This window comes from Pseudanabaena sp. FACHB-2040 (assembly GCF_014696715.1).
Classification (GTDB): Bacteria; Cyanobacteriota; Cyanobacteriia; order Phormidesmidales; family Phormidesmidaceae; genus JACVSF01.
Genome location: NZ_JACJQO010000008.1, coordinates 81,041 through 94,211 on the forward strand (window position 1 = coordinate 81,041; position 13,171 = coordinate 94,211).

Sequence of the window (13,171 nt, forward strand, 5' to 3'; positions counted from 1 at the left end):
CGCACCCAGTTCGCCCCTGCCCATAAAGTTGCTCGCACAGGCACGGTCGGTAGATACCGCAGGCTAGAGGGTATTTCTGCGTTTAAGGCAGTTTCCATACCCTTACCTCACATCAGTCTGATTGGTTACTGAGTTGAGTAATTACAACAATTTATCCACCGCCTACAAGGATAGAAACGGTTACAGGTTCTAACTTCAGGGGGGTATGCCAGCGCTGCCTTTCCGCTTAACCTCGGCCTGTATCATCTGTTTTAGAGGACAGACCGCGCTATGCTCATGCCTCTTGATTTCCTCTTGCGTTGGCTAACGAGCCTGCTGACAATCGCCCTTCTAGGAGGCGGAGGATACATTCTTTATCAGTGGTATGAAGGCGAATTAGTCAGCGATCGTTGGTTGATTCTGAGTGTAGTCATGTTGCTCTGGTCCTTTTTGGGATTTCTTCCCATTCTGCTGTTTCGCCGTCCCGGTCGAGATGAACCCAAACCCATCCGCAGCGATCGAGTGCAGCAGATTGCCCGACCTGATGGCAGCGAAATCTGGGTTGAGTTTTACGGTCCTGATCAGGCTCCCACAATCATCCTGACGCATGGCTGGGGACCCGATAGTCTGGTTTGGTATTACGCCAAAAAGCAACTGAGCGATCAGTTTCGCCTGATCGTATGGGATTTACCGGGTCTGGGCAAATCCAAAAAGCCCAAAAACCGCGACTATTCCCTAGAAAAATATGCCCGTGACCTGGAAGCCGTTCTTGATTTGGCAGGCGATCAGCCAGTCGTGTTGCTGGGACATAGTATGGGAGGCATGATCCTCCTAACGTTCTGCCGCCTTTTTCCAGAGCATTTACGACGACGAGTGGCGGGGTTAATTGTCGTCGATTCAACCTATACCAATCCCCTAAGAACAACCATCCTCAGCAACTTGTTGCTGGCATTGCAGAAACCTGTACTGGAACCGTTGCTCTATCTGTCGATCGCCCTTTCACCCTTGCTCTGGCTCACAACTTGGTTGAGTTACTTGAGCGGGTTCCCGTTACTCACCACTGAGATTTCTGGATTTACAGGCAGAGAAACCCGAGGACAGCTTAATTTCTCTACGTTGATTGGGCTAAAAGCATCTCCTGGCATCTTGGCACGAGGGACGCTGGCAATGCTGAGATTCCATGAAGCGGAGACATTACCTCAAATCCCCGTTCCCACATTGGTTGTGGTCGGAAAATCTGATATTGCTACCCGACCTTTTGCCAACCAGCACATCAGTCAGGAAGTGCCGCAAGCAGAACTCGCCGTATTGTCCCCTGCTGGACACATGGGGCTGATGGAGCGCAATCAGCAGTTTGCAGAAGTGGTTCGGGTATTCAGTGCAGATTGTCTAGGGCTGAAAAGGTGAGTTTTTCTGTAAGTTCTCAGAAAAATGCAAGCTTCCATTCGAGCAAAACCCTCAAAGCTTTGTCTTGAATGCGAATCTGCAAGAGTTCGCTCAGCAGGCGAACACATCTATGTTCTGCATAAAGAGAGCAAGATAAGCTCCATTGGAGGCTATCAATTGATTGAACAACTGTGAGAACAGCTGAAACAAAGCAAGAAAGGCTTGGGCATTTGCATTTAAGTTACTCCCCACATCAAAGCTGCTGTGTCTGGTACTAAGGCTTGATGATAGGCCTACTACGTTTTTTCTTTTTGGCAGTTCCAAATTAAAGGACAAGAGTTGTCGAGATGCAGAGCTTTTAATTCAGAGCATGAGAGCGCTTGAAGGTACTGCGAAAATACGTCCTAATTGTTTCGGTGGTAAAGATGGACTGTCTAGCGGCAGGAAAACTGCGGTTAGCTTATTCTGATTTTCATCTCTTTGGATAGATATTGGTGACCTTTACGTATTCTTAACGATGTAGTGGGGGTATTTCTTAACTTAAGAGATTAATCCTGATTACGTGTTCGTCGCTCACCTAACGAATCATTCACTTCCAGCACGTCTCTTCTAAAAATTTGCGCACTCCTAATTGAATGACTGAACACCTACGCTTAGTCATTCCAACTGTAAATTCCTTAGCGAGTTCACAGCGGCTTTGCTGTGCTTCAGATTTAGGAGGCGTGCTGACAGGCAGAAACGACCAATGGCTTTGATGACTGCTCATCCGACAACTATCACCGCTTAATTCATCGGTAACTGTTATGTCAAACCACGCCACGCCAGGTAATACGTCAGACAACAGCGCCACACAAAACAACAGCGTCATTTTTATTCACCCTGATGGCACAACGCCGTCTCATTACGCTCTGGCTCGTTACGAGACGGCAGGGCCGGACGGCCGCATCAATTGGGACAGAATGAAGAGTGCTGGCTCCTACTTGTCGCATATTAAAGACCAGCTCACAGCAACCTCAAACGCAGGAGCAGTGGTTCATGCTTATGGGACAAAACCGCAGGCAGATTCCTATGGACTAGATGAAGAAGGCAACCCAATTGTCTCCCTTTCGGCACAACAGGGCTTGACCGATGAGGGAAAGACCATCATGGAAGAGGCGATCGCCGCAGGCAAAGCGACCGCTGTGATTAACTCGGGTTTTATTGCTGAACCTGGTACGGGCGTGTTTCTCGCTGATGTAGCAAATCGCGGTGAAACGGAAGAAATTACCGCAGAAATTGTTGAATCTGGTGTCGACATTATCCTGGGCGGTGGCGAAACTGATTATTTGCCCGAAGGCACCATCGGCTTTTTTGGCGAAGAGGGTACCCGCAGCGACGGGCGCAACTTGATCGAGGAAGCTCAAGAGATGGGCTACACCGTGGTCTATACTCGTGAGCAATTGCAGAGTCTGCCCGAGGGCACCAGCAAGGTATTGGGTATCTTTGCGGCGGAAGACACCTACAACGACACCACCGAGGAAGCTAACGCTGCTGAGCGGTTAGAGAACTACGGGCAACCGGGGAATCTCAACCCGCCCACTGTCGCTGAAATGCTGGCAGCCGCCCTGCCTATTCTCAATCAAGACCCAGACGGATTCTTTGTTGTGCTGGAAGAAGAGGGCACAGATAACTTCGGCAACAACAACAATGGTCGGGGTGTCTTGGAAGCCGCTATCCGGGCAGATAAAGCGATCGGTGTTGCTCAAGATTTCATTGACAATGAACGGCCAAACACTCTTTTAATTACCACTGCAGACAGTAATGCTGGTGGATTGCAAGCCATCGAGGTGGATGTGAGAGCGGGCGGCACTGTGGGCACCACTCCTGTTAACCCCACTCTGCCCAATCGCTCTGATGCGGTTCAAGTGCCCCTCGACGGTGAGGATGGCCGCACGACCGAACCTTTTATTACAGGTCCTGACGAGAACGGCTATCGCTTTCCTTACGGCATCGGCTACGCGGGGCTGCCTGACTTTGGCTCTGACGTGGTCAGCAAAACCTACGGTTTGAACGCGGACTTGTTGCCTAGCACCCACGACAACACCGAGATTTATCGGCTGATGTATCAAACGCTGTTTGATGAGGTGCTCCCGTCTCCGATTCCGGTTCCAGAAATCACTCCTGCGACTCCTGCCACCAAGGACACAGGCAACGTCATCTTCATTCACCCGGATGGCACTACCCCCGCTTACTTTACCCTTGCCCGCTTAGAGAAAGTAGGTCCGGATGGTCGTCTCAATTGGGACATGATGTCTGATGCGGGCGTTTATATCAACAGCCTCGAAGACCAGATCACTGCCACCTCCAATGCCGGGGCAGTAGTTCACGCGATGGGCACCAAACCCCAAGCTGATTCCTATGGCTTGGATGAAAATGGTGAACCTGTAATTTCACGCTCTGGGAAGCAGGGCCTCACCATTATGGAAGAGGCAATCGCCGCTGGTAAGGCGACCGCTGTGATCAACTCTGGCTTTATTGCAGAACCCGGTACGGGCGTGTTTCTTGCTGACGTTGAAAATCGCGGCCAGACAGAAGCGATTACGGCTGAAATTCTGGAATCTGGGGTTGACATTATTTTAGGCGGTGGCGAAACCGACTACTTGCCTGAAGGCACCACAGGCTTCTTTGGCGAAGAGGGTACCCGCACCGATGGACGCAACCTGATCGAAGAAGCCCAGGAGATGGGCTACACAGTTGTCTACACCCGTGAGCAGTTGCAAGACCTGCCTGAGGGTGCCACCAAGGTCTTAGGTATCTTTGCAGCGGAAGACACCTACAACGACACCACAGAAGAAGCCAACGCCGAAGCAGGGCTGGACAACTACGGACAGCCGGGCAACGAAAACCCGCCCACTGTGGCTGAAATGCTGGCAGCTGCCCTGCCTATTCTCAATCAAGACCCAGATGGCTTTATGGTGGTGCTGGAAGAGGAAGGCACCGATAACTTCGGCAACAACAACAATGGTCGGGGACTGATCGAGGCCACCCAGCGGGCAGATGATGCGATTGGGGTAGCAATGGGCTTCATCAATAATGAAGACCCCAATACGCTGCTGGTCACGTCTGCCGACAGCAATGCGGGCGGACCTCAGGTGTATGACGTTGACGAGGCGGATGAACCTGTTGGCTTCGTTGAAACAAACCCCACCCTACCCAATCGCTCTGATGCCATTGACGTGCCCCTTGATGGACAGGAGGGACGCAACACCGAACCCTTTGTTGCGGCAGCTGCTGCCAACGGCAATGAGTATCCCTTTGGGATTGCCTATGCCACGCTGAACGATGTACCCGACGGCGTATTGACCAAAACCTACGGTCTAAACGCGGGAGATTTGCCCAGCTCCCACGAAAATACCTACATCTATGAGCTGATGTACCGGACGTTGTTTGGTCAAAACGCGCTGCCCACGCTCATTGAAGGCACCCCACAGGCAGAAACGCTGCTGGGGGGTCCCGATCGCGACTTGATTCGAGGCAATGAGGGTGATGACACGATTGCAGGCTCGGTTAACGATGACTTTCTCTATGGTGAGGAAGGCGATGACTTGATTCGAGGTGACTTAAACACAGTTCAGGCAGGCGGTAATGCCGGTGGCGATGATTTCATCAGCGGCGGCCTTGGCAATGATAGTCTCTATGGCCAGGGCGGTGATGATCAGATTTATGGCGGCGAAGGCGATGACTTGCTCTTTGGTGACGCAGGTGATGACTTGCTCTTTGGTGGGCCGGGTCAGGATCTCCTATTTGGTGGAGAGGGTCGCGATCGCTTTGCCCTCGCATCTGGTGAGGATGGCGATGTCGATATGTTTAGCGACTTCCGAATTGGTGAAGACTTTATTGTCATGATGGAGGGAGTGGGATTTGAGCAACTTGCCTTCTCCCAAAGCGGCGGCAGCACCGTCATCAGCGCCAATGACCGCATGTTAGCAATGGTTCGCGGTATCAACAGCGATGATTTGATTGTTGCGGCAGAGAGTACGTTCGTCTCAATGGCATAGCAATCAGTAGCTGCGATCTCAAAATCTTGGTGGTTGCATTAAAGCATGCAACCACCTTACTTTTTCAATGCCAGGTAAGGCTTTCATACCAGCCGCATCTCTTGAGGGGAGGGGTTCCATCGTCTAGCCTTCAGATCGTCTGTCTCTCTACCAAAACACCTTTCAGGCTTGAGAACTTCACGCATGTGCTCCTTATTACGAGCCTGAATCTTTAGCGACAGCGGTTTCAGCATATTCGTACTGATCTCGGTGACGCTCGCTCAGCCGCATATACTCTGGGTCAGTCTTAGCCAATTGCCACTGCTCATAGAAAATCTGGGCAGATTGGGCTTTGATCGGATCTTCTTCGCGGGGCAGAACCATTTTGGAGCCTGCTGCATATTTGCGTCCTGACTTGTGATTGGCGTAACGACGAGCGCGCGTGTAACCCATCTGCAAAAACTTTCGGGCCATGTCCATCCCTACAAAATCGCCTTCCGTCTTGTATTGAAGGAACAGGCTATAGATTTTGTTAGCAGAGTGACGGGCAATTTCTGGGGTCTTGAATCTCCAGTAGGGCAAAATCTCACTCTTGTAGGGTTCAACCAGCAAAACGCCTTGTTCGCCCCGACCAATTCGATACAGTTCTGGATGCTGTCGAAAGTCGATCGCCTTGAAATCGAGTGAGTAATCAAATTCCTTCATCTACAAAAGCTTGGCTAAACCTGAGACTACCAATTTTGCTCTAGTTCCTTATCTTGACCGAATCCATTGCCGCTGGAATCGCCCTACTGACATAGCGCACTTCGGTAGAGCCCTGAAGGTAATGAGAGATTTTGTCGGTGTGGTAATAGGGAGATGGCAATTGCTCAAGCGACACAGATGGTCCACCAAACTGTTCTAGGTCACACCACTAGAGAGGTTTACCGGGGCAGTAACAAGGGCGATTGAGACATACTGCGCAGTGCCCAAGATGCGAGTTCAGAGCTTGTGAAGGGCTCGAAGAGGCCACCTAGCATAGGGATACCTGGGAGCGAACTGATCAAGCAAACGAAATCTGCATGTTTCTCGGGGTTTAGGCTTTGCGATCGCACGTCCAATAATCCTCATCTTCAGCATTGACTGGTGCTTTCGCTATACCCACATAGCTGCCCAACTAGAGAACCCGGAGCCCCCTGGCAAGTCTCAGGTAAAGCAACGCTTGCTGTTGGGGCTGCTGACCAACTTTATAGTGCGAATTGCAACGAAAAAGCTTCCATAAGATTTGGATAACCAAATCTTTAACTGGGGCTGATACCTTGCCTCCTTGGGTGAAAGCACCAAGTTGCCTGTGTAACGCAGGCAGCACAGAGCCTTGTGGCTTTTTGCAACTGCACTGTGAAGCGATGTTTTCTGAAGAGGGCCAGACCTTGCTTGGGTTGAGCCAGATAGCAGGAACTCTTCTTCACCCCTGGCTTCGAGCTTGGTGCAGGCTGCAAGTGGCCTTCCTTACTAACCCCAGTGAGAGTCCCCTATGTCTGGTGTACCTGCCGTTCGCTTTGCCACCTTCAACGCATCTCTAAATCGGAACAGTGCTGGTGAGCTGATCACTGACCTTTCTACGCCCGATAACGTCCAGGCCAAAACCGTAGCTGAGATCATTCAGCGAGCCAACCCAGACGTACTGCTGGTGAACGAGTTCGACTATTATCCCAATGGCGAAGCGGCGGAACTGTTCCGCCAGAACTATTTGAGCGTCAGCCAAAACGGAGTTGACCCAGTTGAGTATCCCTACTACTACGTCGCTCCCTCCAACACTGGGGTGCCCTCTGGCGTAGACCTAGACAACAACGGCACAGTAGGCGGCCCCAACGATGCCTTAGGCTTTGGCTTTTTCCCCGGTCAGTATGGCATGGTGGTGTATTCCAAGTACCCTATCGACGCCGAAAACGTCCGCACCTTTCAAAATTTCCTTTGGAAAGATATGCCGGGGGCACTTCTGCCTGTGGACCCAACTACAGGAGAATCCTGGTATTCCGAGGCGGAGCTGGAGATTTTGCCCCTATCTTCCAAGAGCCACTGGGACATTCCAGTAGTCGTTGATGGCGAAACGATCCATGTACTGGCTAGCCACCCCACGCCGCCAGTCTTCGACGGGCCAGAAGATCGCAACGGCACCCGCAACTATGACGAAATTCGCTTTTGGGCCGACTACATCACTCCCGGCGAAGGCAGCTACATCTACGACGATGCAGGTGAGACAGGGGGCCTAGAACCCAGCTCCCGCTTTGTCATCATGGGCGACCAAAACTCCGACCCCTACGACGGCGACAGCATTCCTGGCGCAATTCAGCAGCTTTTAGACAATCCCCTAGTCAATACCTCGCTAACGCCTGCTAGTGCAGGTGGCCCTGATGCGGCAGAGCGGCAGGGCGGAGCCAACGAGACTCACCTAAGCGACCCGGCCTACGATACGGCAGACTTTGCCGATACCGCCCCCGGCAATCTGCGAGCTGACTATGTGCTGCCTTCACGCAACCTGGAGATTAAAGAGGCTGCCGTCTTCTGGCCCGAAAAAGATGCGCCAAACTACGAACTGGTGGGCGATTTTCCCTTTCCCAGCTCCGACCATCGGCTGGTCTATGCAGATGTGGCTATTGCCCGCCCCGGTGCCGACCAAAATCGTCAAACCGTTACCGGCCTCGATTTTTTGGGAGAGGTAAACTTTCCTACCGGCTTTAGCTTCGGCGATACCGAGGTGGGTGGACTTTCCGGCATTGCTTATGACGCAGTGCGAAACCGCTACTACAGCCTGTCAGACGATCGCAGTGAAAACGCCCGGTTTTATACCCTCGACATCGACCTCAGTGATGGCAGCCTGGACACTGGAGACGTGAGCTTTGAAGCCGTCACGACTTTGAAAGATGCCGAGGGCAATTCCTTTGTCGCCAACAGCTTGGACCCGGAGGGCTTGGCCTTGACCAGCCGGGGTACTCTCTTTGTTTCCTCTGAAGGCGATGCCAATGCGCTGGTTAACCCCTTTGTCCGCGAGTTTTCCCTAACTGGGCGGCAGATCAGCGAGTTGCCGGTTCCCAGCAAGTACCTACCCACGGCAGACGGATCGAGCGGCATCCGCAATAACCTGGCCTTTGAGAGCCTGACAATTACGCCCGATCAGCGCTTCCTATTTACCGCCACAGAAAATGCGCTGGCTCAAGACGGCCCGGCAGCAACTCCAGAGGTCGGCAGTCTTAGTCGCATTCTCAAGTACGACCTGAGTACGGGTCAACCGATTCAGGAATTTGTCTACGAGGTGGACGAGGTGCCCAATGCCCCTGTGCCAGAGGGTGCCTTCAGCACTAATGGCCTGGTGGAACTGCTGGCGCTGGACAACACCGGCACCTTTTTGTCGCTGGAGCGGGGTTTTTCGACCGGCGTGGGCAATACAGTCAAGCTCTATCAGGTCAATGCCCAGGGAGCGCTGGATGTATCGGGGCTAGCGAACCTATTTCGGGAGGAAGCCCTGGAAGATGATGGTGAGGTGATTGAACCAGGCCCCTTTGAGATTGACCCAGCGGTGCAGAAGCGAGAACTGCTCGATATTGAGGCCGATCTAGGCATTGCGCCTGACAACTTAGAGGGCATTGCCCTGGGGCCAGTGCTGCCCGATGGTCGCCAGTCTCTGATCATTGTCAGCGACAACAACTTCAGCGCCACCCAAAAAACCCAAATCCTGGCTTTTGCTCTGGATCTAGAGACAATTCCGGCGGCGGCTCCGGTGCTAGAGACGCCCTACACGGTGGATGACGAGGAGGGCGATGCGCCAATTTTGGGCGATTCCGACGATCCGGCAATCTGGGTGCATCCTACCGATTCCAGCCAGAGCAAGGTGATTGCCAGTCTCAAGGATGGCGGCCTAGTGGTCTTTAATTTGAACGGTGAGGTGGTTCAGCGGTTTGTCCCCGAGGAATATGCGGGCGTGCGCTACAACAATGTGGACGTGCTCTACGGGTTCCGGCCCGAGGGACAGTTGACGGGGGTAGATCTTGCGATCGCATCCGACCGTGAAAACGACACCCTGGCGATCTGGGCAATTGATTCCGAAACCGGCAACCTCACTGACATCACGGCTGCCAGCCTCAGCAAGGCGGCCGCCAGCGTGTTTGGCATCGACGATGGCGAACAGACGGTCTACGGCTTAGCCACCTACACCAGTCCGCTCACGGGCAAGTCCTATGTCTTTGTCAGTCAGCGAGAGGGCAACCAGATCGCCCAGCTAGAGCTAGCCTCGGTACCAGGAGAGGGGGGCAGCTTCACAGTAGAGGCTCAAGTAGTGCGGCTGCTGAGCGTGCCCATCCCGGCAGGGGGTGAACTGGAAGATGCCCAGGTTGAGGGCATGGTAGTAGACCGAGAAACGGGTATTCTCTACGCCGGGCAGGAAGCCACCGGCATCTGGAAGTTCCAGGCAGAACCCAGTGCGGGCGATGAGGGCGTGCTGATCGACTCCACCGAGGGCGACAACCTGAAACCCGACGTCGAGGGGCTAACAATTTACTACGGCCCCAATGGCAGCGGCTACCTGCTGGCCTCCAGTCAGGGCGACAGCACCTTTGCGGCCTACTCGCGCGAGGGCGACAACGCCTACCTGGGCAGCTTTACGGTGGGGGCCAACGGCGGCATTGACAGCACCGAAGAGTCCGATGGGGCCGATGTCATCAACGTTCCTCTGGGCGACAAATTCCCCTTTGGCCTGCTGGTGGTGCAAGACGGGGCTAACGATCCGCAAAACGTAGTAGCCGACGGCGAAGAGCTGGAGAACAACAGCACCAACTTCAAGTTCGTGCCCTGGGAAAACGTCGCTAACGCCTTTGATACACCGCTGCTGATCGACCCCACTAGCGCCGACCCCCGCAGTTTCTCAACCGATACCCTGCCCAACGGTGTGGCTAGTGGCGACGTGACCCAAACTTCGGCGGTGCTGTGGACCCGCAGCACGGCCTTGGGTGAGGTCACCTTTGAGTATTCGACAGATGCAGAGTTTGGTGCGATCGCAGGCACAGTCACCGCAACCGTTACCGACTCAGCCGTGCCCATCAAAGTCCTAGTGGATGACCTACAGCCAGGCACCCAGTACTACTTCCGGGCAGTCGATGCGGCAGGTGCTTTGGAGGTAGGGCGCTTCCGCACCGCTAACGAAGTTGGCACCGTAGCTGGGCTGCGGTTTGGCATTTCCGGCGACTGGCAGCAGGCTCCGCCCTACCCCTCTCTCAACAGCGCCGCCGCAGCCGACCTAGATTTCTTCGTTAAGCTCGGCGATACGATCTACGCCGACTCCGAAACCCCCGCTCTACCCGGCGTCACCCAGGCTCGTACCCTAGAAGAGTTCCGCATTAAGCACGCTGAAATTGTCACCGCTCGTTTTGGCTCCAACGCCACTGCCGATCTCCACGCCTCCACGTCAATTCTGGCCACCATTGATGACCACGAAGTGGTGGACAACTTTGCGGGGGGTGCTGCCCCCGGCGAATCTCCCGATGCGCCTGATATTGGCTCTTCTCCCGACCCACTGTTTACCGATGACGTAAATTTCGTCAACGACACTCAGGTTTATGAAGATGCTCTGCAAGCCTATCAGGAGTACCAGCCGCTGCGGGACAAGTTTTACAACACCCCCGACGACCCCCGCACCGATGGTGAGCGACAGCTGTACCGAGCCAACCAGTTTGGCAGCGATGCTGCCGTGTTTGTGCTCGACAGCCGCTCCTTCCGAGACGCTCAGCTAGAGCCTGCTGACCTGAGCAACCCTACGGAATTTTTGGTCAACACCTTTGACCCCAGCCGCACACTGCTGGGGCGGGCACAGATTGATTTGGTGAAGCAGGATCTGCTAGCAGCAGATCAAAACGGCACCGCCTGGAAATTCGTGGTCATTCCCGAACCGATTCAGAACTTCGGAGTCTTCAATGCTGAGGATCGCTTTGAGGGCTACGCTGCTGAGCGCACCGAACTGCTTAAGTTCATTGACGACAACGGTATCAGCAACGTTGTCTTTATGGCTGGGGACTTTCACGGCACTCTGGTGAATAATCTCACCTACCAACTCGGCCCTGGTCAGGCGCAGATTGCCACCAACGCCTTTGAAATCGTGACGGGGCCTGTCGCCTTTTTTGATGGGCTGTTTGGTCCATCGGTGGTAGGTCTGGCAGCAGGGGCCGGGCTGATTCCGTCAGAGGCAGTAGCCTTCTACAGCAGCCTGCCCGTTGCTTCCGACACCGACAGCGTGGTCAACGACAAAGACGATTTCCTCAAGCAAGTCCTCAATCAGCAGATTGGAGCCTTTGGCTATGACCCGATAGGTCTAAACGACAACCTGACGGCAGCCGAGGGCCGCATTGATGCCACCTTGCTGCAGGGAGACTACGTCGCTGCCCACACCTATGGTTGGACAGAGCTAGACATCGACCCGCTGACTCAGGCTTTGACCGTAACGACCTACGGCATTCCAGCCTACAGCTCTGCTGAAGCCGAGGCAGACCCGCAGGCAGTTCTTAGCCTGCAGCCCAGCATTGTCAGTCAGTTTGTGGTCAACCCCAGCGGCTTTAACGTGGTGAGCGGGGAGAACGGTGGGGAGGGTAGCGATCGCATCTTGGCTCCTGCTGGCGGCTCCCCTGTCGCCGGAGGGCTCGGCAACGATGTCATCTTTGGCACCGATGGGGACGATGTGCTGCGGGGCGATCGCAGCTCGCGCAGTGCCCAGACCGGCGAACTCGGCGGCGATGACGTCATCTATGGTGGTGCGGGTCGCGATCGCATAGGCGGTAAGTCAGGCAACGACCGACTTTTTGGGGATGCAGGCGACGACCAAATCTGGGGCGACGAAGGCGACGACCTGATTCGCGGCGGCTTGGGCAGTGATAATCTAACTGGCGGCAGCGGCAGCGACACCTTCGTACTGGCGGCAGGCGAAGGCAGCGACACCGTCACCGACTTTGAGGGAGGTATTGACCGAATTGGTCTAGCGAATGGGCTCTCCTTTGCCAATTTGAGCTTAAGCAGCAACTTCATTGCAGTGGGTAATGAGACCTTAGCTACTCTTGTCGGCATCAACACCGCAACGCTCACCGCAGCTGACTTCGTCAGCATTGCATAAGGGTTTATTGCGACTGCCACAAGGCTTTGTGGCAGTCGCACTCTTGAGCAGCGACGGTTGACAGCAGGTTCTAGGTCTTGCTTAAGCCCCCTTGACTCTCCATCTGGCTGGAAAGTTTAGTATGGCTACATTGCACTGGTGAGGCCAGCCATGTTGACACAAGCTCCCCCTAAACTCATTGGCGCTGTTGCCAAGGAAAGCGGTTTACCCGTTAAAACTATTCGCTACTACGACGAAATCGGTCTGCTCAAAACCGCTGGCCGGACGGAGGGCGGATATCGAGTATTTGCAGAAGATGTTTTAACCCGCCTGGGTTTTATTCGGCGGGCGCAGAGCCTAGGGCTCACCCTGACAGAAATCAAAGATTTTTTAGACGTGCATGATCGGGGAGAACTGCCCTGCTCCCAAATCCAGGTAAAGCTAAAAGATAAGCTAGCTGAAATCGAAAAGCAGATTCAACAGCTCCAGGTTCTCAAGCAAGAACTGACCGGATTGTTGTCTGGCTGGAAAACCATTCCAGATCATTCTGAAGAAACGATTTGTCCCATCATTGATGGCCTCTAATACTAATCCGCTACAAGGTTAGTCAATTGTTTTCAGAGGACATTTTCCATGGCTTCCTCCTCATTTTTTGTCCTGCTAGTTGGATTTGGCTTCTTGC

General features: G+C 53.9%; 5 protein-coding genes. 4 read left to right on the plus strand and 1 reads right to left on the minus strand.

Features of this window, described 5'->3' with window-relative positions; all coding sequences use genetic code 11:
- The first annotated feature begins 276 nt into the window (after window positions 1-276).
- Window positions 277-1,386, plus strand: a complete 1,110-nt coding sequence (locus tag H6G13_RS11955) for an alpha/beta hydrolase (protein WP_190483547.1) — start codon at window positions 277-279, stop codon at window positions 1,384-1,386.
- 782 nt (window positions 1,387-2,168) lie between these two features.
- The gene (locus H6G13_RS11960; RefSeq protein WP_190483445.1) at window positions 2,169-5,402 is read left to right on the plus strand and encodes an alkaline phosphatase; all 3,234 of its coding nucleotides are present in this window, start codon (window positions 2,169-2,171) and stop codon (window positions 5,400-5,402) included.
- A gap of 195 nt (window positions 5,403-5,597) precedes the next feature.
- Here the strand turns inward: H6G13_RS11960 and H6G13_RS11965 are convergent, their stop codons facing one another.
- A complete protein-coding gene (locus tag H6G13_RS11965) occupies window positions 5,598-6,086 on the minus strand; it encodes a DUF4385 domain-containing protein (RefSeq protein WP_190483446.1) in 489 nt (162 codons plus the stop codon).
- 808 nt (window positions 6,087-6,894) lie between these two features.
- Between H6G13_RS11965 and H6G13_RS11975 the strand changes: the two genes are divergently transcribed.
- Window positions 6,895-12,510 carry a phytase gene (locus H6G13_RS11975; RefSeq protein WP_190483447.1) on the plus strand — a complete coding sequence of 1,872 codons (5,616 nt, stop codon included), beginning with the start codon at window positions 6,895-6,897 and terminating at the stop codon, window positions 12,508-12,510.
- A gap of 150 nt (window positions 12,511-12,660) precedes the next feature.
- On the plus strand, window positions 12,661-13,074 hold the full coding sequence (locus H6G13_RS11980; protein WP_190483448.1) for a heavy metal-responsive transcriptional regulator: 414 nt from the start codon (window positions 12,661-12,663) through the stop codon (window positions 13,072-13,074).
- The last annotated feature ends 97 nt before the right edge of the window (window positions 13,075-13,171 follow it).

What these genes read in the sequence shown, in the direction of transcription:
- H6G13_RS11955 (WP_190483547.1), top strand. Translation starts at nt 277, where the DNA reads ATGCCTCTTGATTTCCTCTTGCGTTGGCTAACGAGCCTGCTGACAATC.
- H6G13_RS11960 (WP_190483445.1), top strand. Translation starts at nt 2,169, where the DNA reads ATGTCAAACCACGCCACGCCAGGTAATACGTCAGACAACAGCGCCACA.
- H6G13_RS11965 (WP_190483446.1), bottom strand. Translation starts at nt 6,086, where the DNA reads ATGAAGGAATTTGATTACTCACTCGATTTCAAGGCGATCGACTTTCGA.
- H6G13_RS11975 (WP_190483447.1), top strand. Translation starts at nt 6,895, where the DNA reads ATGTCTGGTGTACCTGCCGTTCGCTTTGCCACCTTCAACGCATCTCTA.
- H6G13_RS11980 (WP_190483448.1), top strand. Translation starts at nt 12,661, where the DNA reads ATGTTGACACAAGCTCCCCCTAAACTCATTGGCGCTGTTGCCAAGGAA.